Origin of the sequence: Streptomyces niveiscabiei (assembly GCF_033794345.1) — a bacterium.
Classification (GTDB): Bacteria; Actinomycetota; Actinomycetes; order Streptomycetales; family Streptomycetaceae; genus Streptomyces; species Streptomyces niveiscabiei.
Genome location: NZ_JARAYJ010000015.1, coordinates 53,124 through 74,859, shown reverse-complemented (window position 1 = coordinate 74,859; position 21,736 = coordinate 53,124). Strand labels below are relative to the sequence as shown.

The following is a 21,736-nucleotide window of genomic DNA, read 5'->3' as shown; positions in this document are numbered from 1 at the left end:
AATTCCAGCGTGGCAGGACGGATCAACGACGAGGACGTGAAGGCGGTACGGGACGCGGTCCCGATCGACGCCGTGGTCTCCGAGTACCTCCAACTGCGCAGCGCGGGCGGCGGCAACCTCAAGGGCCTGTGCCCCTTCCACGACGAGAAGTCCCCGTCGTTCCAGGTCAGCCCCAGCAAGGGCCTCTTCCACTGCTTCGGCTGCCAGGAGGGCGGCGACACCATCACGTTCGTGATGAAGGTCGACCACCTCACGTTCTCCGAGTCGGTCGAGCGCCTCGCCGCGCGCGCGGGCATCACGCTGCGCTACGAGGAGGGCGGCTACAACCCCTCCCACCAGCGCGGCGAACGCATCCGCCTGGTCGAGGCCCACAAGATCGCCGCCGAGTGGTACGCCGAACAGCTCGCCACCAGCCCCGAGGCCGACACCGGCCGCATGTTCCTCGCCGAGCGCGGCTTCGACCAGGCCGCCGCCGTCCACTTCGGCGTCGGCTACAGCCCGCAGGGCTGGGACCACCTCACCCGCTTCCTGCGCGGCAAGGGCTTCAGCGACCGCGAACTCACCCTCTCCGGCCTCTCCCAGGAGGGCCGCCGCGGCCCCATCGACCGCTTCCGCGGGCGCCTGATGTGGCCCATCCGCGACATCGGCGGCGACGTCGTCGGCTTCGGCGCCCGCAAGCTGTACGAGGCCGACACCGGCCCCAAGTACCTGAACACGCCGGACACCCCGATCTACAAGAAGTCCCAGGTCCTGTACGGCATCGACCTCGCCAAGCAGTCGATCGCGAAGTCCAGCCGCGCGGTCGTCGTCGAGGGCTACACCGACGTCATGGCCTGCCACCTCGCGGGCGTCACGACCGCCATCGCGACCTGCGGTACGGCCTTCGGCGGCGAGCACATCAAGATCCTGCGCCGCCTCCTGATGGACAACGGCAGCGCGCGCGTCATCTTCACCTTCGACGGCGACGCGGCGGGCCAGAAGGCCGCCCTGCGCGCCTTCGAGGACGACCAGAAGTTCGCCGCCGAGACGTACATCGCGATCGCCCCCGACGGCATGGACCCCTGCGAGCTGCGCCTCGCCAAGGGCGACGAGGCGGTCGCCGACCTCGCCGAACCCCGCACGCCGCTCTTCGAGTTCGCGCTGCGCCAGATCGTCGCCCGCTACGACCTCGACACGCCGGGGGGCCGAGCCGCCGCGCTCGACGAGGCCGCCCCCGTCGTCGCCCGCATCAAGAACAGCGGCGCCCAGCACGAGGTCGCCGTCCAGCTCGCGGGCCTGCTCGGCATCCTCGACACCCAGTTCGTCGTCAAGCGGGTCGCCCAACTCGCCCGCTGGGCCAAGGGCAAGGGCGAGGCCCCCGCCCCCGCGGGCCGGCGCCAGCCGTACGAGGAGAGCCCCCGCCCCGCCGTCAAGGGCCCCGCCCTCCAACTCCGCAACCCCGTCTACGCGACCGAGCGCGAGCTCGTCAAACTCGCCCTCCAGCGCCCCGAGCTGGTCTCCCCGGCGTTCGACGCGTACGGCGTGGACGAGTTCACCTGCGCCCCCTACGCCGCCGTCCGCCAGGCCATCCTCGACGCGGGCGGCGCCGAGTACGGCATCGAGGACGCGCAGGACTACCTGATGTGCGTGCGCGAGGTCGCCCCCGACGACACGGTCCGCGCGATGGTCACCGAACTCGCCGTCGAACCGATCATGCGCCGCACCGTCGACGACGTGTACGCGGGCGCCCAACTGGTCACCGTCCGCCGCCGGGCCGTGGAACGCCGCATCCACGACATCCAGTCCCAGCTGACCCGCCTCGCCACCGCCGGCGACCCTGCCCAACTGGCCGCCGTCCAGAACGAGTTGTGGATCCTCCAGGAGTACGACCGGGCGCTACAGGCGCAGGGGGTCGCCGCCCTCTGAGGCGAACGTCGGCGCCACAGCCCGCAGCAGCCGCCGTACGAACTCCCCCTCCGCGTCGGCGAATCGCGGGAACTCGGCGACGAAGTGCCGCCACTCCACGTACCGCAGCGCCTCCGCCACGTCCTCGAAGCGGACCTCGTGCCGGTGGTACTCGGGCCACTCGCCCCCCGCCTCGAACACCGCGTGCAGCAACGCGTAGGGCAGCGGGTGCCGTTCGGCGAGCAGGACCGCGTCGTACAGGTCCTTGCCCTGGGAGTGCATGTCGAGGGTCAGCCACAGCAGCTTCCACGCCAGCGACAGTTCCGGCGTCGCCCCCAACAGGACGGCCCCGCCCGGGAGTTCGACCGGCGCGGGCTCCTGCGGCAGCCGCTCCCCGAACACGAAGTCGAGCTGGACGTGCCCGCCCGGCAGCCCCGGCGCCGTCCACGGCAGGACCAGCCGCCGCCCCGGCACCCGCTCGTACGTCCAGATGTCCTCCGCGACCGCCCCCGCCGCGTCGAAGCCCTGTGCGGCCTCCTCGGCGGCTCTCGCGATGCCGTCGAGCATCCTGGCCGTCCGGGGGTCGCCGAGGCCCCACGCGGGCGGTACGACGACGAAATCGAGGTCGCCCGGCTCGCGCGCCGCCTCCCCGAACCACGCCGTCATCAGCATGCTGCCGCGCAGGACGAGCGCGTCCGCCCACTCCGAGCCGCCGATCACGCGCAGGACCGCTTCCAGGGCGCGCCGCCGGGCCGCCCGCCACGCCTCGGTGCGCGCCGGGTCCGCGAAGGCGGGGTCGGTGGCGCGGTAGGCGTCCCGGTGCTGCTTCATCGACGGGTCGAAGACCAGCTTCTGCGTGACGTCCTCACCGGGGACGGTCCGCAGCGTGGGCGGCAGGTCGACGTACCGCGAGTCCCCGTCCGGCGTCATGCCAACCACCCCTCGTCCACCGACTCGTCGCTGTCGTACAGCACGAACTCCCGCTCCACCGACAACACATCAAAGCCGGAGAGCGCGTCCAGCAGTTTTCCCAGGGCGAGTCGGGCGCCGTCCGCGTCGGTGCCCCGGCAGCGCTGCGTCACGAACCGCTCGCCCTCCCGCCGCACGTTGCGCGACAGATGCGCCCCGAACGGCACGACCAGCGCGGCGAGTTCACAGAGGTCGGCGCCCTCGTCCAGCCGCAGCTTCACGTGGTGCTCGAAGTAACGCCCGTCCCCGCAGGGCCCGTCCGGTACCTCGGGGGCCCACGGCGCCGACTCGATCTTCACGCGGACCGGCACGAACCCCGCCGCCCGCAGCGCCCCGGCGACCTCCCGCGCGCGGGCGCGCTGCGCGGCGTACGCGTCGCCCCGCAGCGTCAGCATCGGCTGCAACGGCGTTCGCCCCCGCGCGAGTTCGATCACCGTGAGTTTCAGGTCCGCCGCGGACGCCCACGCGCGCAGTTGGTCCAGGTCGGAACAGTCGACGGTGAGGTGTGTTTCGTACAAGGATTCGGACACCGGGGGATTCTCGCAGGTGGGGGCGTGCGGGTCAGCGGCCGGTCACGTCCCGGACTCAAAAAGTCACCGCACGCCCCTCGTGGCGGTGATGTGTCGTACCCCACACTGGGTGGCGGTGCCTGAGTACTCGGAGCGCGGCCGATCCGTCCCCCACGAAACCCCCACCCAGGCCGATGCTCACCGCGTACGGGACGGACTGCGGCGAGGCCGTCCACTCCGCCCCGAAGTGCCGCTGTCGTACCCCCTGGCAGCGATCATCCTGGAGGTCGCCCCCGTGCAGACCCAGACGCTCACCCAGACCGACGTCAGTACCGAAGCGGAGCCCGACGCCGAGGCCGACGTGCTGGCCGCGGTGCCCGCGCAGGGCACCGCCGCGCACCACCCCGAGACGGGGCCCCCGCCGGAGGGGATCGACGAACCGCCCGAGCGGATCCGCCCGTCCGACACCGGCGGACCCTCCTCCGACCTGTTCCGCCAGTACCTCCGCGAGATCGGCCGCATCCCGCTGCTGACCGCGGCCGAGGAGGTCGAGCTGGCGCGGCGCGTCGAGGCGGGCCTGTTCGCCGAGGAGAAACTCCTCAACACCCCTGACCTGGACAGCCAGTTGGCGCTGGACCTGGACCGGCTCGTCGTCATGGGCCGGATGGCCAAGCGCCGCCTCATCGAGGCGAACCTGCGGCTCGTCGTCTCCGTCGCCAAGCGGTACGTCGGCCGCGGCCTGACCATGCTCGACCTCGTCCAGGAGGGCAACCTCGGCCTCATCCGCGCCGTCGAGAAGTTCGACTACGCGCGCGGGTACAAGTTCTCGACGTACGCCACCTGGTGGATCCGCCAGGCCATGTCCCGGGCCCTCGCCGACCAGGCCCGGACCATCCGCGTCCCCGTCCACGTCGTCGAACTCATCAACCGTGTCGTGCGCGTCCAGCGCCGCATGCTCCAGGAGCGCGGCTACGAGCCGACGCCGGAAGAGGTGGCCGCCCAGCTCGACCTCGCGCCCGAGCGCGTCGGCGAGGTCCTGCGACTCGCCCAGGAGCCCGTCTCCCTCCACGCACCCGTGGGCGAGGAGGACGACGTGGCCCTGGGCGACCTCATCGAGGACGGCGACGCCGCGAGCCCCGTCGAGTCCGCCGCGTTCCTGCTGCTCAGGGAGCACCTGGAGGCCGTGCTGTCGACGCTGGGGGAGCGCGAGCGCAAGGTCGTCCAGCTGCGGTACGGGCTCGCCGACGGCCGGCCGCGCACCCTGGAGGAGATCGGCCGGATCTTCGGCGTCACGCGCGAGCGGATCCGGCAGATCGAGTCCAAGACCCTCAACAAGCTCCGGGACCACGCGTTCGCGGACCAGCTGAGGGGATACCTGGACTGAAGCGGGGGCCGCGGGTGACGAGCGGCCCCCGGACCCTCAGTCGACCTCGGCCACCGCCTCCGCGAACTGCGCCTTGTACAGCCGCGCGTAGGCGCCGCCCGACTCCAGCAGCTCGCTGTGCGAGCCCTGTTCGACGATCGAGCCGTTCTCCATGACGAGGATCGTGTCCGCGTCCCGGATCGTCGACAGCCGGTGCGCGATGACGAACGACGTGCGCCCGTGCGCCAGTTTGGCCATCGCCTTCTGGATCAGCACCTCCGTACGGGTGTCGACGGAGGACGTCGCCTCGTCGAGGACGAGGATCACCGGGTCGGACAGGAACGCGCGCGCGATGGTGATGAGCTGCTTCTCACCCGCGCTGACCCCGCTGCCCTCGTCGTCGATGACGGTGTCGTACCCGTCCGGCAGCGTACGGACGAACCGGTCCGCGTGCGCCGCGCGCGCCGCCTCCTCGATCTCCCCGCGTGTGACGTCGCGCGCGGCGCCGTACGCGATGTTCTCGGCGATCGTCCCGCCGAACAGCCACGTGTCCTGGAGGACCATGCCGATGCCCGCGCGCAGGTCGTCGCGGGACATGCGGGCGATGTCGACGCCGTCGAGGGTGATGCGCCCGCCGGAGACGTCGTAGAACCGCATCAGGAGGTTGACGAGGGTCGTCTTGCCCGCGCCCGTGGGGCCGACGATGGCGACCGTGTGGCCGGGTTCGACGGTCAGCGACAGGTCCTCGATGAGCGGCTTGTCGGGGTCGTACCGGAAGGACACGCCCTCCAGCGCGACCCGCCCGAGCGACTCGGCCGGGCGCTCGGAGTCCTTCGCGTCCGCCTCCTGCTCGTCCGCGTCGAGGAGCTCGAAGATCCGCTCGGCCGACGCGACCCCGGACTGCACCAGGTTGGCCATCGACGCGACCTGCGTGAGCGGCATCGAGAACTGGCGCGAGTACTGGATGAACGCCTGCACGTCCCCGATGGACAGCGACCCGGACGCCACCCGCAGCCCGCCGACGACCGCCACCAGCACGTAGTTGAGGTTGGACACGAACATCATCAGCGGCTGCATGATCCCGCTGTTGAACTGCGCCTTGAACCCCGCCTCGTACAGCGCGTCGTTCTGCTCGGCGAACTGCTGCGCGGACTCCCGCTGCCGCCCGAAGACCTTGACCAGCGTGTGCCCGGTGTACATCTCCTCGATGTGCGCGTTGAGCTGCCCGGTGGTCCGCCACTGCTGCACGAAGTGCGGCTGCGAGCGCTTGCCGACGCGCGTCGCGACGAGCGCCGACAGCGGCACCGTCACCAGCGCGACCAGCGCGAGCAGCCACGACACCCAGAACATCATCGCGAGCACGCCGATGATCGTCAGCACGGAGTTGATCAGCTGCCCCATGGACTGCTGGAGCGTCTGCCCGATGTTGTCGATGTCGTTCGTCGCCCGCGACAGCACCTCCCCGCGCTGCCGTTTGTCGAAGTACGACAGGGGAAGGCGCGACAGTTTCGTCTGCACGTCCTCCCGCATCCGGAACACCGTCCGGTTGACGGCCCGGTTGACGAGCCGCGTCGCGACGGCCATCAGCAGACCGGCGATCACGAACACGCCGACGGCGATCCCGAGGACCTCCCCCACGGCCCCGAAGTCGATGCCCTTGCCGGGCGTGAAGTCCGTCGACCTGAGCATGTCCGCGACGGACGACTGCCCGTCGTCCCGCATCCCCTGGAGGACCTGTTCCTTCGACTCACCGGCCGGCAGCTGCCGCCCGATGATCCCCGCGAACACCAGGTCGGTCGCCTTCCCGAGGATCTTCGGACCGACGACGTTCAGCCCCACGCTGATCACGACGCACACCAGCAGCGCGTACACCGTGAGGCGTTCCGGCTTGAAGTACCCGACCAGCCGCTTCCCGGACACCTTGAAGTCCAGCGACCGGCTGTCGGGTCCCGCACCGGCCAACATGCGTCCCGCAGGCCCGGCCATCAGGCAGCCTCCGCTTCCGTGAGCTGGGAGAGCACGATCTCCCGGTAGGTCTCGTTCTCCGCCATCAGCTCGTGATGGCTGCCCGTCCCGACGACCCGGCCCTCGTCCAGGACGACGATCCGGTCCGCGTCGCGGATGGTCGCCACGCGCTGCGCGACGATCACCACGGTCGCCGCCGCCGTCTCGCGCGCGAGCGCAGCTCTCAGCGCCGCGTCCGTCGCGTAGTCGAGCGCGGAGAACGAGTCGTCGAACAGGTAGATCTCCGGCCGCTGCACCAGCGTGCGCGCGATGGACAGCCGCTGCCGCTGGCCGCCCGACACGTTCGTCCCGCCCTGAGCGATCGGCGCGTTCAGCCCGCCTTCGAGCCGCTCCACGAACTCCCTGGCCTGCGCCACCTCCAGCGCGTGCCACAGCTCCTCGTCCGTCGCGTCCGGGTTGCCGTAGCGCAGGTTCGTCGCGACCGTCCCCGCGAACAGGTACGGCTTCTGCGGCACCAGGCTCACCGCCTTCGCCAGCAGCTCCGGCTCGATGTCGGCGACCGGCACGCCGTCCACCAGGACCTCGCCGTCCGTCGCGTCGAACAACCGGGGCACGAGCCCCAGGAGCGTGGACTTGCCGCTGCCCGTCGAGCCGATCACGGCCGTCGTCTCACCGGGCAGCGCCACCAGGTCCACCGCCTTCAGCACCGGCTCCTCGGCGCCCGGGTAGCGGAACCCCGCGCCCCGCAGCTCCAGATGCCCGTGCCGCCGCAGCTCCCGCACGGGCGCCGACGGCGGAACCACGCTCGACGACGTCTCCAGCACCTCCTGGATCCGCTCGGCGCACACCTCCGCGCGCGGGATCATCATGAACATGAACGTGGCCATCATCACGGCCATCACGATCTGCATCAGATACGCGAGGAACGCCGTCAGATCACCGATCTGCATCTCGCCGCCGTCGATGCGATGGGCCCCGAACCAGACCACCGCGATCGACGACAGGTTCACCACCGTCATGACGATCGGGAACATCAGCGCCAGCAGATTCCCCGCCTTGAGCGATACGTCCGTCAGGTCCGTGTTGGCCTTCCGGAACCGCTCCTCCTCGTACGCGTCCCGCACGAACGCGCGGATCACCCGGTTGCCGGAGATCTGCTCGCGCAGCACCCGGTTGACGGTGTCCAGCCGCTCCTGCATCGACCGGAACAACGGCCGCAGCTTCACCACGATCAGCGTCACGCAGACGCCCAGCAGCGGGACGACGGCCACCAGCACCGCCGACAGCGGCACGTCCAGACCGAGCGCCAGCACGATGCCGCCCACGCACATGATCGGCGCGGACACCATCAGGGTGAACGTCATCAGCACCAGCATCTGGACCTGCTGCACGTCGTTCGTCGTGCGCGTGATCAGCGACGGGGCACCGAACTGGCCCACCTCGCGCGCGGAGAACGACTGCACCCGGTCGAACACCGCCCCGCGCAGGTCCCGGCCCAGCGCGGACGCCGTCCGCGCGCCGTAGTACACGGCACCGATGTTCGTCACGACCTGCGCCAGCGAGATGCCGATCATCAGAGCGCCGTAGGTCAGGATGTAGCCGGTGTCGCCGTTGATGACGCCCTGGTCGATGATGTCGGCGTTCAGCGTGGGCAGGTACAGGGTCGCGCTGGTCTGGAGCAGTTGCAGCAGCACCAGCAGACCGATCGGTTTTCGGTAGGGCCTGAGATAGGTCCGCAGAAGTCGTATGAGCACGCTACGTCTCTCGGCAGAGGGTGGATGGAGTGGTCCGACGACGGGGCCTTCTGGTTGCCCCTGGCCCCTATCGTCGGACACTCCACCCGCGTTACCTCAACCGATTAACCCATCAGGTGGCCTTCTTGAGCTGACAGCGCAACCGGGAACTCGGCCGTTCTTTGGTGCGTTGGAACTTATGGGAACGCGCTTTTCGAAGGCGCGCCCCGCCTCAGTGGAGCGTCAGTGCAGGGCCCCGGGATGGATCTGCTCCCGCACCGACACGAACTGCTGGCGCACGGCCTGGCCCACCGCGAGATCCTCGCCCGGGTCGAGCACCTGCGCCGCCGCTCCCTGCCAGGCCGGAGGCGTCCGCGGGTCCAGCGTCCCCTGCGACACCCCGAGCGCCCACGCCGCCTGCCGCGCCGCCCCGATCGCCGCGTAGTCCGCCGGCTGCGGTACGACCACCTGGGCCCCGAACAGCGAAGGAGCCGCCGCTTGCACCGCCGGAAGCCCGGCCGCCGCGCCGAGCAGGAAGATCCGCCGTACGTCGACCCCGCGCCCGCGCAGCACGTCCAACGCGTCCGCCAGCCCGCACAGCATCCCCTCGAACGCCGCCCGCGCCAGATGCTCCGGCTTCATCGACTCCCGGCGCAGCCCGGTGATCGTCCCCGCCGTGTGCGGCAGGTTCGGCGTCCGCTCACCCTCCAGGTACGGCAGCATCACCAGCCCGTGCGACCCCGGCGTCGACTGCGTCGCCAGCTCCGAGAGCGCCTCCAGGTCCTTCACACCGAGCAGTTCGGCGGTCCCGCGCAGGGTGCGTACGGCGTTGAGGGTGGTGACGACGGGCAGGTGCATGCCGGTCGCGTCCGCCAGCGACGTGATCATCCCGGAGCTGTCCACCAGCGCCTCCGGGTGCACGGCCATCACCGAACCCGAGGCACCCAGCGACACGACCGCGTCCCCGAGCCCCAGGCCCAGACCGAAGGCCGCCGCCATCGTCTCGCCGGTCCCCGCCGAGATCAGCAGCCCCTCCGGCGTCGTACCCGCCGCCTCGGAGGGCCCGATGACGTCCGGGAGCATCACCTGGTGACCGAGCGCCAGCTCCACCAGATCGGGGCGGTAACCACCGGACGCGGCCGACCAGTAGCCCGTACCCGACGCCCCGCCCCGGTCCGTCGTACGGCGCGCCGGGCGGCCCAGGAGCTGCCAGACCAGCCAGTCGTGCGCCTGGAGCAGGACGGCCGTGCGCGCCGCCGCCTCCGGGTCGCTCTTCGCGAGCCAGCGCAGCTTCGTCACCGGGTGCGCGGACTGGGGGACCGCGCCGACGGCCTGCGCCCACGCGCCGCGCCCGCCCAGCGCGTCCACCAGGTCCGCCGCCGCGACCTGGGCGCGCTTGTCGCTGCCCGTCATCGCCGGGCGGACCGTGTTGCCCTGCGCGTCCAGGGGGATCACCGCGTTCTGCTGCGCGCTCACGCCGATCGCCTGCACGCCCTCCAGCAGACCGCCGCCCGCCGCCTCGCCGAGCGACAGCAGCCAGGACTGCGGGTCGACGTCGCTCGGGCGGGCGCCGCCCTCCGCGCTGTCGAGCGGGTGCGGGGCGTAGCCCTGCCTGAGCACGGCGCCCGTGTCCGTGTCACAGACGACGATGCGAGTGAAATCGGGCGCACTGTCCAGCCCGGCGACTATCCCCATGGGTCAAATTCTGCCGTAGCGCTGCGCTGGCTCGGGCCGGTGAGGTGCTGGACGGCTCGCGGGGTCTTCCGGGCGCGGGCACGTCGTGGCTGGTCGCGACCCCTCTGTGCGGCTCGTTTATGTGTTGCTCGTTCCCCAGTCGTCGTCCGCTGCCGTCGCGTTGCGCTCACGGAGCGTACGGACGCGGGTGGCGACCGAGTCGGGGAAGCGGGTACTGACCTTCTCGAAGGTGCGGCCCGCGAACTGGCGGCCCTGCTGGGCGGCCGATTCGGCGGTGTTGCGGACCGCCGGGTTCTGCGCGACGGCGCGGGCGGATTTCTTCAGCTGCTCGTAGCGTTCACGTCCGGCACGGGTGCCGAGGACGTAACCCACGGCGAGTCCGGCGGCGAACGTCAGCCGGTAGCGCATGACGGCGACCCTTCCCTGGTGTCGGCGGGGATACCGATTGGCGAAGCACCCCCCTGCTTGCGCTAATGTATGTGTCGCAGCGAGCGGGCGCCCCCTGGCAAGTACCCAGGTGACGACGATCGATGCGACGAGGCATTCCCCTGTAGCTCAATTGGCAGAGCAGCCGGCTGTTAACCGGCAGGTTACTGGTTCGAGTCCAGTCGGGGGAGCTCGGTCCTCCGTAGCTCAATTGGCAGAGCAGCCGGCTGTTAACCGGCAGGTTACTGGTTCGAGTCCAGTCGGGGGAGCATGCTGAACGAGGACCCCGTTGGGGTCCTTTTTCATGTCCGGTGGAACCGTACGGGCGCTGGTGCGGTCCTCCCGGATATGAAGGCGAGGTCAGCAGGCATGCGGAAGCCGACCATCCGGAGCGGGAGATCGTATGACCGGCTATGCTGCGGCAGACGGCGCGCACACTTGTACGCGACACGCCGCTATGGGGCGGTAGCTCAGCCGGTTAGAGCAGCGGACTCATAATCCGTCGGCCGTGGGTTCGAGTCCCACCCGCCCCACCATTTCGTCCCGCGGGGCTACTCCAGTTCTGCCGCGTGTCTCTTGAGGTCTTCGGCGTACGTGTCCCAGTCGGGTCCGAAGGACAGGAGGTCCGCAGCCGCTTCGCGGAGCAGGTGCGGGTCGTCGGGGCGTTGCAGGCAGGCCAGGCGGTAGGCGAGATTGCGGGCCCAGGGCGGCAGGGCCGTCCAGTCCTCGTCGAGGATCTCGCTGAGCATGGCGAGGATCTCGTCGGCCGTCGCGAAGGTGAGCTTCTCGACGAACTCACGGGCGGCGTCGTTGACCTGCTGATGGTCCACGCCGTCGATCGCCTGGCTGAGACTCCTGGCCGCAGGGGTCGGGTCGGGCATCTCTCGCTGCTCCTGACGGATCTCGGACGGCGCCCCGAGGTGCCTGGGGACGATACGGGTGTTCAGACCCTAGTCGACGCCTACCGGACGTTACGGGTTGAGCCAGTACGTGGACAGTTGGTAGGCGCCGTCGGGCCGCTGGATGACCCGGTAGCCGATGTCGTGGCCGTCGATCTGTATCGACCTGTCGAGTGGGCCGGTGAATTCGGGGGTTCTGGCGCGGGGGACGACCCCGCCGTCCCTCATGTACGCGTACACGTCGGAGACGATCGCCTGTTCGATCTGGTCGGGTTTGAGGTTGGTGGTGCGGAGGTCGTCCGTGGTTCCGTCCGGGCCGGTGTGGGCCCGGTCGTAGCCGTGGCCGGTGTTGAAGTGCCACTGGTCGTCGCCCACGGTGGCGGAGTGTTTGAGGTCCTGGCCCTCGCCCTTGGTGGTGTATTCGCCGATGGTGGGGCCTTCGCCGTTCGGGTACGGCGACAGGCCGAAGGGGTCGCAGACGGTGTGCGGGTTGGTCACGTAGGCGACCGGGTTCGGCGCCGGAGAAAGTCCCAGCGGGTCCGGGGACGTGTACCGGCCGGTCTCCGGGTCGTAGTGACGGAAGAGGTTGTGGTGGAGACCGGTTTCCGGGTCGTAGTACTGACCGGGGAAGCGCAGCGGGGTGTAGGCCGTGCTGGAGCGGGACCAGGCGGTGGTTCCCCAGAGGGTGGTGCGGGTGCGCCAGGCGATCTGCCCGGACTCGTCGATCAGTTCCGTGGGGGTGCCGATCAGGTCGGTGGCCACGGCGAAGAAGCGCCGGTCGATCTCCTCCTGACGGGCGTCCGGGGTGAGGATGCGTTCGGTCTGCGCGAGAGGCACGAGGCCCCGATGCTCCCAGGTGATCGCCACCGGACGGGGCAAGTCGCCGGAAACGCTGGTCTGTTCGCAGAGAGTCGGACCGTCCCAGGTGAACCGGATCTCCTCCGCCACGGTGTCGCCGTCCTGCGTCAGGCGTTGCTTGGCGGTACGTCGGCCCAGAGGGTCGTAGCGGTAGCGCCAGCGGGTGCCGTCAGGGGTGACCACGGAGGTGAGCCGGTCCTCGGCGTCCCCTGTGTACCGCCAGGTGTCCGGTTTGCGGGAGAGCCGGATCTTCTGGCGCAGAGTGACGCGGCCGAGGGCGTCGTGCTCGAAGCGGATGTCACCCGCGCGCGTGACGGCGGTGCCTGTGTAGGTGCGAGGGCCGGTGGCTTCGTGGCCGGGGTGTGCGGCGGGCCATGCGGCCGTGGTCTGGTTGCCGCTCGCGTCGTAGGCGTACCGTTCGCTCCAGCCGTGTGCGTGGACGGCGGTGACCCTGCCGACCGGGTCGAGCTCGAAGGTGCGCTTCCCCGACAACCGGTCGGACGTCGCGGTGAGACGGCCGCCGGCGCGATAGGCGTAAGTGCGCTCGTTGAGGGTGCGGGAACCGGCGGTGAGGTGCTGGGCCGACAGCCGGCCTGCCTCGTCCCAGGCGGAGGTCTGGGTGACGATGTCACCGAAGACGCGTTCCGCTTCGCGTCCGGCAGGGTCGTGCGTGAAGGTGATGTCGTGGCCCCCGGTGCTCACTCGGGTGGGGCGGCCCGCGGCATCGTAGGCGTAGCTCGTGACCAGTCCGGTGGGGGTGGTGCGACGAATCCGGCGGCCGACGGCGTCGTACGCGTGGTCGAGGGCGCGGCCGTCGACGAGTTCGGTCTTGAGCCGACCGCACCGGTCGTAGCCGCGCACCAGTTCGCTGTCGGGACTCGACGCCTGGATCAGGCGTCCGGCGCGGTCGTAGGCGTGGACGGTGACCCGGTCCGCGACCTCCTTGCGGATCAACCGGCCGAGTTCGTCGTAGGCGTACGCGGTCACGGCGCCGAGGTGATCGGTCCGGGTGGCGAGTTGTCCCGCGGCGTCGAGTCCGTAGGTGACGAGGCGGCCGTCGAAGTCGGTCTCGGAGACGGTGTTGCCTGCCGCGTCGTACTCGTAGGTCCAGGTCAGGCCTTGTGGGTCAGTGACGCGGGTGAGGCGCGGGCCGGCGTCGTGCTCGAATTCGTAGCGGGCGCCGTCGGGCCGGATGCGGGCGGCGAGCAGGTCGAAGTGGGGGTACTCGAAGCGGGAGACCCCGCCCGCCGCGTCGGTGTGGGTGAGGCAGTTGCCCTCGCCGTCGTAGGTCCATGACTCGGTGGCGCCGTCGGGCCCGGTGCGCCGGGCGAGTTGCCCGTCCGCGTGCCACTCCAGGTGGGTGACGCCGCCTGTCGGATCGCTGACACGGACCGGTCTGCCGAGGGCGTCGCGTGTCAGGCGGGTAGTGCCGCCTGCCGGGTCGGTCACGTCCACCGGGCGGCCGGAGCCGTCGCAGCGTACGAGGGTGGTGGCACCCAGGGCGTCGGTGACGGAGGTGAGGAGACCGGACTCGTCGTAGGCGTAGTGGGTGGTGCGGCCCGCCGGATCGGTGACCGCGGTGCGGTTGCCGTGTGCGTCGAACTCCTGGAGCCAGCGGGCGCCGTCCGGGTCATGACGCTCCACCGGCAGGCCGAACGGGCCGCGCACGACGCGGAGTTCGGTGCTGTCGGGGCGGGTGACCGTGGTGAGGCGGCCGTCTTCGTCGTAGGAGAAGGAGGTGGTGCGGCCCAGGGGGTCGGTTCGGGTGAGGAGGTTGCCGCGCGGGTCGTGGGTGAAGCGGGTGGTGTGGCCGAGGGGGTCGGTGGTGGCCAGGGTGATCTGGACGTGGCCGGCCTGGCCGCCCTCCGCGACGACGCGGTCGTCGTAGACGTAGTCGTAGCGGCTCGCGTTGGAGTCGGTCCAGGCGGTGACGCGGCGGCGGTCGTCGTAGGCGAAGGCGGTGCCGTCGCCTCCCGGTTCGCTGCCGGGCGGGGCGGTGAAGTGGAAGGTCAGGCCGGTGTCGGGGTCGGTGAGCGTGTAGTCGCCGTCGGGGCCACGGGACAGCAGGGTGCGGGTCCTGCCGGTCTCCGGGGTGGTGGGGGCGCCGGGGGCCGGGTGCGGGTAGGGGATCAGGAGGCCGTCGGCGGTGATGTGGACGACCCCGATGGCGTCGATCGTCAGGCGCTCGTCGACGGTGGAGGTCCAGGAGGGGCCGAGGAAGCGGCCGGCCGTGCAGCCGGACTCGGTGCGGCGGGTGAAGAGCAGCGGCAGGATGCCGGGGATCTCGACGTCGGTCTGGGGCAGGTACATCCGGCCCGTGGCCAGGTCCACCGGGTCGGTGCCATCGGTGTGGCGCTCGACGTCGGGGCGGGTGTGGGTGCCTTCCGGGGTCTCGTCGAGGAGCCGGCGGGCCTTCGCGAGGTCGGACGCCTCCTCGGCGACGCGTACGCCCTTCACCGCGGCGCCGCCTCCGCCGGTGGCCAGCGTCAGCGCGACGTCGGGCAGCAGGCGGCCGAACCCCTCCGTGGGGTCCTTCATGAAGCCGTCGACCATCTGCTTGCCCGTGCCCACGGGGTCGTTGGCGGCGACCAGCAGCCCGGCGGCCAGGCTGTTGAGGGACGTGGCGTACTCGGCCGGGTGGGTCAGGTCGTACGGGTCCATCGGGTTGACCGAGCGGACGAAGTTCACGATGCCCGCCGTGCCCTGATCAGGCCGCCGGCCACGTGGTCGCCCATGATCTGCCACTCGTCGAGCCCGTCGTTCACCTGTTCGGCGTACGACGGTTTCCGGGGGGCCATGTCGCGGGCGGCGCGGATCGCCGTGCGCGCGGTCTCCGCCGCCGAGTTCCGCTGTCTGCGGGCCTCGGCGAGGATGTCCTGGGCGTCCTGCATCAGCTTCTTGCCGGGGTCGTCGAACGTCGCCGTGGGCTTGGCGGGGAGCGAGGACGGGTCGCGTTTGTCGGCGGGTTGGGCGTTGTAGCGGTCGACGGCGCTGTTGTAGTCGTCGACCTTCTTGCGGTGGGCGTCGGCCGCGTCGGCGGAGGCTTTGGTGCCTTCCTTCCACTTGTCGATCGCGGTCTGCGCCTGGCCCTGCGCCCAGGTGACGGTGGCGGCGAACGCGTCGAGCGCGGCGAGGGCCTTCGCGCAGGCGTCGGCGGCGGTGTACCACTTGGGCGGCTGGGTGTTCACCGCGGTGCGCAGCGCGTCGGCCGCCTCGCCCTTGAGGCGGGAGGAGTCGAGGCCCTTCAGGCCGTCGCCGGTGGTGTCGAAGGCGGTCTGGAAGGAGCGGAGTTTCGCGGCGGTCGAGTCGAGCTTGCCGGGGCTGCCGTAGATCAGCTTCGTCTTGTCGTCGGTCTGGCCGAGGTCCAGTTGCCGACGTCCTCGACCCGGTTGCCGACCCACTCGGCACCGTCCTCGATCGCGTCCTTGACCGAGTCGGGCGTGAGGTCGCTGATGAAGTCGCCGATCCCCATGGTCAGTTGCCCCCGGACGGTGGTGTCTGCCGTTCCTCGGGGGAGGGGCCGAAGGTGTCGTCCAGTGCCTGGTTCCACTCGCCGTCGGAGATCCCGAGCGTGTCTTTGAGCACCTCCGACCGCTGGCCGCCCTGGCCCTCGGTGAGCAGCGTGCGGCCCGTGTCCTTCCACGTCTGCTCGATGTCCTGGCCGGCCTTCTCGAACGACTCGGGGCTGTAGTCGGGGTTCAGGGCGTCCGGCGTGAACACGTCGCCCCAGTTCTGCCGGGCGATCTCCTCCTCGGTGGCGTGCGGATTGCCGCCCATGAGGGCGTTGACGCCCACCTTCAGCGAGCCCGCCACGTACTGGTCGTTCTCCCACTGGGTGCCCGCGGCCAGGCCGAGGCGGTTCGCGAGCTCGCCGGCATCGCTCACCAGGGCCCGTACCCCCCACTCCCAGCGCTCGCAGAAGTCCTCGAAGTCGACCGAGAGGCCGTGGTGTCCGGCCTCCATCCCCGTCATGGACAGCTCCGAGAAGCCCTTGCCCAGCACCGAACCGGTGGGGCCGCCGAGGTCACCGAGCGCGTCGATGGTCGCGCCCACGCCCTGGGTGAACTTCGCGACGGCTTCCCTGCCGAGCTGAAGGTCCATTCCGTCATCGCCCATGGCCGCGCTCCTCCCGCGCCTCGCCGGAGTCGACGGCGGCGCCGTCCGGGACGATGCCGGTGACCGGTGGGAAGAACATCGCCCCGTCCTCGGTGGCGATGTCCACGGCGAGGCCGGCGGGTTCGTTCAGGGACGGCACGATCTCGTCCACGATGCGCGCGCCCAGCAGCGCCGCGTACTCCATGGGCTGACCGCCGGGGCCGTGGTGCAGAGCGAACCGGGCCAGTGCGGACTCGTCGGTGAACCCGCAGATCCACCGGACACCGCCCGACCGCGCCGACCAGAGGCCGCCGGCGGCCGTCGGCACGAGAAGGACCGAACGCCGCAATCTCGCCGACCAGGGCACGGGGGACAGGGGCGGTTCTCGTGAAGATTTCCGAGGCGGACCGGCCTCGATGCAGGGAAGTCATGCTTGGCGGGACGCGAGGTTTGGAGCCGGTGTCGGGAGATCGGTTGTTCTCATGTCCGTGCCCGGACAATGGCCTCCGGCGTGTTGACGTCACGTCTCCCGGCCACAAAGCGGTGTTTGCCGGGCGCGCTACGATCGGACGTGAGGGAACACGGCGAAACAGGCCAGAATCGTGGGGGATGCCACCATGGCGTTAGATTCACCTGACGAAAGTCCCGATTCCGTCGACATGGGCAGAACCGATCTTTCCGATCGCACGCGCACGCGCATCACCGATCAGTTCTTCCAGCGGCTCGGGGCCCTGGACAGCCCGCTCGTCCGGCAGCCTCATCTGAGTGAACTGCTCGCCCGCCAGGTCGACTTGCTCCTGGACGACATCGTGGGCGCGCAGGCCCACAGGGGGCCGAGCGCGGAGTCCCTCCGCGGCGCCGCGGAATTCAGCGCCCGCAGGGCGTCCCTCGACATCCATCCGACCGAGGCGGTGCGAGCGGCGGCCCTCTTCCAGGAGTTGGCGCTGCCCGAGCTGATACGCGAGTTACTGCCGGACCGCCCCGACGCCGCGGCCTTTCTCCGTCTGACTCAGCAGGTCAACGACGCGGTGATGACACAGATCACCCTCGGCTGCGTCGGCTACATCCAGTTCCTGCGGGAGAAGCTGCACGGCTCGCACCAGGACGAGCGCCGTCGGCTGGCCCGCGATCTGCACGACCGGATATCCCACGAAATCCTCGTGTCGCTCCTCGAACTCGAGCTGTACGACCCCGGAGGCGACAGCCGGGACCGGCTCGATTCGGCCTCCGCGACGCTGCGCGCCACCCTGGACTCCATCGGGCAACTGGCCGACGAACTGCGGACGTCCGTCACCGGCGCGAGCCTCGACGCGGCGATCCGGGCCTTCCTGCCGACCACCGTGCCCCCGGGGGTGACCGTCGAGTGCGGCGTGACCGGCGACGCGGCCCAGCTCCCGGCACCGGTGGCCGAAGAGCTCTACTACATCATCCGGGAGGCGGTCAGGAACGCCACCCGCCATGCGGATCCCCGCAGCGTCCGGATCGACGTGGCGATCACCGGCCCCCTGATCCGGGCCTCGGTGCGGGACGACGGAACCGGATTCGACGTCGACCGGACGCTCCTGCGAGGGACCGGCGGACTGACCTCCATCCGGGAGCGCGCCGCACTGCTCGGCGGCTCGCCCGAGTTCCGCAGCACACCCGGGTCCGGCACGACGGTGAGCGTGGCCATCCCACTGGTGAGCTGGCACGGGCGTGTCTGACGCGGACGTGACGGGAGCGCCGGCCGTCCTGGCCGTGGTGGCGGACGACCATCTGCTGTTCCGCGAGTTGCTCACCGGTCTGCTGGAGCGGGAGGACTGGCTGGACGTCGTCGCGCAGGGCCGGAGCGGTACGGAGGCCATCGAGCTGGCCCGGCTGCACCAGCCCGGCATCGCCGTGCTCGACGTGCAGATGCCCGGACCCGGCATCGAGGAGACGGTCCGGCAGATCCGCCGGCACAGCCCGGGTACCCGGTGTGTCGTGCTCACCATGCACGACACACCCGAGCTGCTCGGCAGACTGCTGGAGACCGGCGTCGCCGCGTACCTGCTGAAGTCCATCTCGCCGCAGGAACTGCTCATGGCCGTCCGGTCGGTGGTGCGTGAACCGGACCGGGTCACCCTCGCCGTCTCCCGGAACATGGCCAGGATGCTGACCGCGGGGAGACAGCCACCGCTGCTCACCCCGCGCGAGACCGTGATCCTCGGCCGAGTCGCCCAGGCGCAGAGCAACATGAGAATCGCCGACGAGCTGTTTCTGGCCGAGGCTACGGTCAAGCGGCATCTGACGAACATCTACCGCAAGCTCGGGGCCGTGTCCCGGGTGGACGCCATCCGGCGGGCACGGGACAGCGGCATCCTCTGATCCGGCTCATGCCTCCTGCGGCAGACCGACCTTGAGCCGGTAGCTACAGGCGCCGGTGTGCGCCATCTGGCACAGGCCCACCCCGGGTTCGATGCGGGCCGGCAGGTCCATCGCCTGAAGCCAGCCGGTGAGCCGCTCGCCGGGGCCGCAGTGGTAGAGCTTCTCGATGCCCGCCCGTTCGACGCCCTTGTGGGCGAAGCACGTCGAGACCTCCAGAAGCTGGGTGCCGTCGGCGAAGGACTCCTCCGCGGCGAACAGCGACCCCAGATAGAGCTCCACCGCCATCGCGAACAACTGCCGGTACTGGGCGACGGTCTCCACCTTCTCGATGCCCTGGCTGCGCATCAGCCGGACCATCTCCTGCCGGCCGAACTCACGGACCACCTGGATGTTCGCCTCGTTCGCACCGTCCATGCCGCTCTTCGTCGCGGTCTGGTAGAACCAGAGGCCGTCGGTGGCCATCCAGGAGCGGCGCAGCAGTTCCTCCCGCTGGGTGCCGTCGAGGGGAATCAGCCACGCGTTGGCGTCGGTCATGACTCAGTCTCTCCTTCTTCGGTGACACGGTCCTCGGTCAGGCTTCGTCCATCAGGCTTCGTCCATGGCCAGCAACTCGTCGAGCCCATGACGTCTGAGCTTCCCGCTGGAGGTGCGCGGCAGCTGCCCGCGGCGCAGCAGGATCACCTTGCGGGGGGACAGCCCGACCGCGTCGGACACCGCCAGCCTCAGCCGTGCCACGAGCGCGGCCTGTTCCTCCGGCGAGGACTCCTTGGTCTCCGCGATCAGGGCGAGCCCTTCACCCTCCGCGGTACGCAGCGCCGCCGCGAGGACCGCGCCGCCCGCCACGCCCGGCACGCCGCCCGCCACCGCCTCGATGTCCGACGCGTAGTAGTTCTGGCCGAAGACGATGATCATCTCCTTCGTGCGGCCCACCATGAACAGCTCGCCCCGCTGCCGGAAGCCGATGTCCCCGGTGGCGACCCAGCCGTCCTCCAGCACGGTGGCGGCGGTGGCGGCAGCGTCCGCCTCGTACTCCCGCATCACCGCCGCACCACGGATCTGGATCTCACCCACCCGGTCCTCGCCGGTCACCTCCAGACCGTCGTCGCCGACGAGCCTGACCTCGGTGCGCGCCACGGGGACACCCACGGAGACCAGTTCCCTGGCTTCGCCGTTCGCACCGCCGGCCGGCACGATCTCGACCTTGCCGACCGCCAGCTGGTCCCGGCGGGCGAAGACACTGCGCGTGGGGCGGCCCAGCGCGGTGAAGGTCACCGCCAGGCTGCCCTCGGCCAGCCCGTAGACCGGCAGGAACGCGGTGCCGCGGAAGCCGGCAGGGGCGAAGTGGCCGGCGAACCGGCGCAGCAGCTCCGGGTCGACCGGTTCGGCGCCGTTGAGCGCGACCCGCCACGAGGACAGGTCGAGCTCCGCCACCTGCTCGGGCGAGGTCCTGCGCAGGGCGTACAGGTAGCCGGAGTTGGGTGCCGTGGTGGCGGTGCCGCGGTGCCGGCTGATCATGCGCAGCCAGCGGCCGGGATCGCGCAGGAAGTCCTCGGGCGGCATCAGCAGGCAGTCGGCGCCGGCCAGCACCGGGGCGAGCAGGGTGCCGATCAGCCCCATGTCGTGGAAGAGCGGGAGCCAACTACAGGACACGTCCTGGTCGGTGACGTCGAGCCCTTCGGTGATCGAGGCGATGTTGGCGAGCAGGTTGGCGTGACTGAGGACCACGCCCCTCGGTTGCCTGCTGGTGCCCGAGGTGTACTGGATCAGTGCGGGCGACCCGGCGGGAGCCGGGGCGTACACCTCGCTCGTGGCGGCGGCCTCCACCTCCGCCACGTCATGGACGCCGAACTCTCCGCCGGTGCCGCCGAGCACCGGCTCGATCAGCCTGCTCAGCGGCCCGTCGCTCAGCACCCGCCGTACCTTCGACTGGCGCATGGCCAACGCGATCCGGCTCAGGTGGACTTCGAGCCGCGTGAAGTGTACGGGCGGCGGGAGCGGCACGGGGACGGCTCCCGCCGCCAGTACGCCGAAGAAGGCCCGGGCGAAGCCGGCCGACGTGGGCAGGGTGATCGCCACCCGCTCACCGGGCGTCACCCCGTGCTTGACCAGCCCGTCCGCCACGCGTCCCGCCGAGATGTACAGGTCCCGGTAGGTGACGTGTTCGACCTCCGTCTCGTCCCGGTACAGGCTCAGGCCGTGGCGGGCGCCCGTGTCGCCAGCGGCGATCTCGCCCAGTGCCCGGACCAGGTTCACACCGCTTCCCGCTGCCGGCGCAGTCCGTCGACCAGGGTGACGAAGTCGCCGATCGTCTGGGTCTTGAAGGTGGCCTCGTCGTCGATCTCGATGTCGAAGGCCCGCTCCGTCCTGACGATGATCTGGAGCACCCGCATCGAGTCGAAGTTGGGCAGGGAGCGGAAGTGCTGGTCGTCGCTGAGGCCGCTCGCGTCGATCTCCAGCTCGGCGGCGATCGTGGCGTATATCTCGGACTTGAGGTCCATGGTGGTCAGTCCCCCTGGTTGGTGTTCCTGTTCGCCGCGGTCAGCGCCTCGACCAGCCGGTCGGGCAGCCGGTCGCTCCGCGCGGCCAGTACTTCGTCGGTCAGCAGATGGAAGGTTCCGTCGGCCGTGGCCACCAGGTCGCGGCCACGCAGGATCTCGCCCGATGCCCGTACGGACGTCTCGTCACGCCTGGTGATCTCGGCATGGGCGGTGTACTCGGCGCCGGTCTCCATGGGCTGTCCGTAGCGCACGCGCAGACCGGTGGTGAAGGCCGAGACCCAGCCCGAGCGGTACACCGCCTGGGCCAGGGTCTCGTCCAGGACGGCGGCGACGATGCCGCCGTGGATCACACCGGGGAACGACTCGTAGTCGGCACCGAGCCGGAACCGGGTGGTGTACCCGGTCCCGCTGCGCTCGAAGACCAGCCGCAGCCCGATGGGATTGTGCGGTGCGCAGCCGAAGCAGTTGGACGGGTTCTCCGTCTCCTCGCTCATCG

General features: G+C 70.6%; 19 protein-coding genes, 3 tRNA genes and 1 pseudogene. 7 read left to right on the top strand and 16 right to left on the bottom strand.

The genetic code is table 11. The features are described 5' to 3' along the window. The first annotated feature begins 9 nt into the window (after positions 1-9). Complete coding sequence (gene dnaG, locus PV682_RS21825) at positions 10-1,905, top strand: DNA primase (protein ID WP_319732325.1); 1,896 nt, start codon at positions 10-12, stop codon at positions 1,903-1,905. On the opposite strand, the gene PV682_RS21820 is transcribed toward dnaG, so the two are convergent. Together PV682_RS21820 and PV682_RS21815 are read right to left on the bottom strand one after the other, a co-directional pair. Then, positions 1,876-2,814 (bottom strand): nucleotidyl transferase AbiEii/AbiGii toxin family protein, encoded by a 939-nt coding sequence (locus PV682_RS21820; protein WP_319732323.1) that lies wholly within the window; start codon positions 2,812-2,814, stop codon positions 1,876-1,878. The two genes, dnaG and PV682_RS21820, sit on opposite strands and share 30 nt — an antisense overlap. Next, a complete protein-coding gene (locus PV682_RS21815) occupies positions 2,811-3,383 on the bottom strand; it encodes a hypothetical protein (RefSeq protein WP_319732321.1) in 573 nt (190 codons plus the stop codon). The genes PV682_RS21820 and PV682_RS21815 overlap by 4 nt, the downstream gene beginning before the upstream one ends. Positions 3,384-3,498: 115 nt before the next feature. Between PV682_RS21815 and PV682_RS21810 the strand changes: the two are divergent. Further along, positions 3,499-4,746: pseudogene (locus PV682_RS21810) on the top strand (RNA polymerase sigma factor). A 36-nt stretch (positions 4,747-4,782) separates the two neighbouring features. Here PV682_RS21810 and PV682_RS21805 read toward each other — a convergent pair. From PV682_RS21805 to PV682_RS21790, 4 genes are all read right to left on the bottom strand, one after another. Further along, positions 4,783-6,711 carry an ABC transporter ATP-binding protein gene (locus PV682_RS21805; RefSeq protein ID WP_319732319.1) on the bottom strand — a complete coding sequence of 643 codons (1,929 nt, stop codon included), beginning with the start codon at positions 6,709-6,711 and terminating at the stop codon, positions 4,783-4,785. Next, on the bottom strand, positions 6,711-8,444 hold the full coding sequence (locus PV682_RS21800; protein ID WP_319732317.1) for an ABC transporter ATP-binding protein: 1,734 nt from the start codon (positions 8,442-8,444) through the stop codon (positions 6,711-6,713). Before PV682_RS21800 ends, PV682_RS21805 begins: the two co-directional genes overlap by 1 nt. Positions 8,445-8,666: 222 nt before the next feature. Continuing rightward, positions 8,667-10,118 (bottom strand): FGGY family carbohydrate kinase, encoded by a 1,452-nt coding sequence (locus tag PV682_RS21795; RefSeq protein ID WP_319732315.1) that lies wholly within the window; start codon positions 10,116-10,118, stop codon positions 8,667-8,669. Positions 10,119-10,235: 117 nt separating this feature from the next. Next, complete coding sequence (locus PV682_RS21790; RefSeq protein WP_319732313.1) at positions 10,236-10,526, bottom strand: YtxH domain-containing protein; 291 nt, start codon at positions 10,524-10,526, stop codon at positions 10,236-10,238. Between the two features lie 136 nt (positions 10,527-10,662). On the opposite strand from PV682_RS21790, the gene PV682_RS21785 reads away from it, so the two are divergent. The 3 genes from PV682_RS21785 to PV682_RS21775 all read left to right on the top strand — a co-directional run bounded on the left by PV682_RS21785 (position 10,663) and on the right by PV682_RS21775 (position 11,080). Continuing rightward, positions 10,663-10,735 (top strand) — tRNA-Asn (locus PV682_RS21785). Positions 10,736-10,740: 5 nt separating this feature from the next. Next, positions 10,741-10,813 (top strand) — tRNA-Asn (locus PV682_RS21780). A gap of 190 nt (positions 10,814-11,003) precedes the next feature. Continuing rightward, positions 11,004-11,080 (top strand) — tRNA-Ile (locus tag PV682_RS21775). Between the two features lie 15 nt (positions 11,081-11,095). Here PV682_RS21775 and PV682_RS21770 read toward each other — a convergent pair. The 6 genes from PV682_RS21770 to PV682_RS21755 all read right to left on the bottom strand — a co-directional run bounded on the left by PV682_RS21770 (position 11,096) and on the right by PV682_RS21755 (position 16,724). Then, positions 11,096-11,425 carry a hypothetical protein gene (locus tag PV682_RS21770; RefSeq protein WP_319732312.1) on the bottom strand — a complete coding sequence of 110 codons (330 nt, stop codon included), beginning with the start codon at positions 11,423-11,425 and terminating at the stop codon, positions 11,096-11,098. Between the two features lie 90 nt (positions 11,426-11,515). Continuing rightward, positions 11,516-14,989, bottom strand: coding sequence for an RHS repeat-associated core domain-containing protein (locus PV682_RS21765; protein WP_456154971.1), 3,474 nt, complete (start codon positions 14,987-14,989; stop codon positions 11,516-11,518). Next, positions 14,986-15,633 (bottom strand): putative T7SS-secreted protein, encoded by a 648-nt coding sequence (locus tag PV682_RS44555; RefSeq protein WP_456154972.1) that lies wholly within the window; start codon positions 15,631-15,633, stop codon positions 14,986-14,988. Before PV682_RS44555 ends, PV682_RS21765 begins: the two co-directional genes overlap by 4 nt. After that, positions 15,633-15,773: a hypothetical protein gene (locus PV682_RS44550; RefSeq protein ID WP_456154970.1), complete on the bottom strand. Its 141-nt coding sequence runs from the start codon at positions 15,771-15,773 to the stop codon at positions 15,633-15,635. The genes PV682_RS44555 and PV682_RS44550 overlap by 1 nt, the downstream gene beginning before the upstream one ends. Before the next feature lie 2 nt (positions 15,774-15,775). Next, on the bottom strand, positions 15,776-16,417 hold the full coding sequence (locus PV682_RS21760; RefSeq protein ID WP_319732311.1) for a hypothetical protein: 642 nt from the start codon (positions 16,415-16,417) through the stop codon (positions 15,776-15,778). Next, positions 16,407-16,724 carry an SseB family protein gene (locus tag PV682_RS21755; RefSeq protein ID WP_319732309.1) on the bottom strand — a complete coding sequence of 106 codons (318 nt, stop codon included), beginning with the start codon at positions 16,722-16,724 and terminating at the stop codon, positions 16,407-16,409. Before PV682_RS21755 ends, PV682_RS21760 begins: the two co-directional genes overlap by 11 nt. Positions 16,725-17,055: 331 nt before the next feature. Between PV682_RS21755 and PV682_RS21750 the strand changes: the two genes are divergently transcribed. Both PV682_RS21750 and PV682_RS21745 read left to right on the top strand, forming a co-directional pair. Further along, positions 17,056-18,099, top strand: coding sequence for a sensor histidine kinase (locus tag PV682_RS21750; RefSeq protein ID WP_319732307.1), 1,044 nt, complete (start codon positions 17,056-17,058; stop codon positions 18,097-18,099). After that, positions 18,092-18,742: a response regulator transcription factor gene (locus PV682_RS21745; RefSeq protein ID WP_319732305.1), complete on the top strand. Its 651-nt coding sequence runs from the start codon at positions 18,092-18,094 to the stop codon at positions 18,740-18,742. Before PV682_RS21750 ends, PV682_RS21745 begins: the two co-directional genes overlap by 8 nt. 6 nt (positions 18,743-18,748) lie before the next feature. Here PV682_RS21745 and PV682_RS21740 read toward each other — a convergent pair whose 3' ends face one another. The 4 genes from PV682_RS21740 to PV682_RS21725 are packed head-to-tail and all read right to left on the bottom strand — an operon-like array spanning position 18,749 to position 21,734. Beyond that, entirely contained in the window at positions 18,749-19,276 is a 528-nt protein-coding gene (locus PV682_RS21740) for a DUF6125 family protein (protein ID WP_319732303.1), read from the bottom strand. 51 nt (positions 19,277-19,327) lie between these two features. After that, a complete protein-coding gene (locus tag PV682_RS21735) occupies positions 19,328-20,995 on the bottom strand; it encodes an AMP-binding protein (RefSeq protein WP_319732301.1) in 1,668 nt (555 codons plus the stop codon). Beyond that, entirely contained in the window at positions 20,992-21,240 is a 249-nt protein-coding gene (locus PV682_RS21730) for an acyl carrier protein (protein WP_319732299.1), read from the bottom strand. Before PV682_RS21730 ends, PV682_RS21735 begins: the two co-directional genes overlap by 4 nt. A gap of 5 nt (positions 21,241-21,245) precedes the next feature. After that, the gene (locus PV682_RS21725; protein WP_319732297.1) at positions 21,246-21,734 is read right to left on the bottom strand and encodes a PaaI family thioesterase; all 489 of its coding nucleotides are present in this window, start codon (positions 21,732-21,734) and stop codon (positions 21,246-21,248) included. Between the last annotated feature and the right edge of the window lie 2 nt (positions 21,735-21,736).

Excerpts from the sequence above, each read along its gene's own strand:
- PV682_RS21820 (WP_319732323.1), bottom strand. The coding sequence starts at position 2,814 with ATGACGCCGGACGGGGACTCGCGGTACGTCGACCTGCCGCCCACGCTG.
- PV682_RS21805 (WP_319732319.1), bottom strand. The coding sequence starts at position 6,711 with ATGGCCGGGCCTGCGGGACGCATGTTGGCCGGTGCGGGACCCGACAGC.
- PV682_RS21795 (WP_319732315.1), bottom strand. The coding sequence starts at position 10,118 with ATGGGGATAGTCGCCGGGCTGGACAGTGCGCCCGATTTCACTCGCATC.
- PV682_RS21790 (WP_319732313.1), bottom strand. The coding sequence starts at position 10,526 with ATGCGCTACCGGCTGACGTTCGCCGCCGGACTCGCCGTGGGTTACGTC.
- PV682_RS21770 (WP_319732312.1), bottom strand. The coding sequence starts at position 11,425 with ATGCCCGACCCGACCCCTGCGGCCAGGAGTCTCAGCCAGGCGATCGAC.
- PV682_RS44550 (WP_456154970.1), bottom strand. The coding sequence starts at position 15,773 with ATGGGGATCGGCGACTTCATCAGCGACCTCACGCCCGACTCGGTCAAG.
- PV682_RS21760 (WP_319732311.1), bottom strand. The coding sequence starts at position 16,417 with ATGGGCGATGACGGAATGGACCTTCAGCTCGGCAGGGAAGCCGTCGCG.
- PV682_RS21750 (WP_319732307.1), top strand. The coding sequence starts at position 17,056 with ATGGGCAGAACCGATCTTTCCGATCGCACGCGCACGCGCATCACCGAT.
- PV682_RS21740 (WP_319732303.1), bottom strand. The coding sequence starts at position 19,276 with ATGACCGACGCCAACGCGTGGCTGATTCCCCTCGACGGCACCCAGCGG.
- PV682_RS21730 (WP_319732299.1), bottom strand. The coding sequence starts at position 21,240 with ATGGACCTCAAGTCCGAGATATACGCCACGATCGCCGCCGAGCTGGAG.
- PV682_RS21725 (WP_319732297.1), bottom strand. The coding sequence starts at position 21,734 with ATGAGCGAGGAGACGGAGAACCCGTCCAACTGCTTCGGCTGCGCACCG.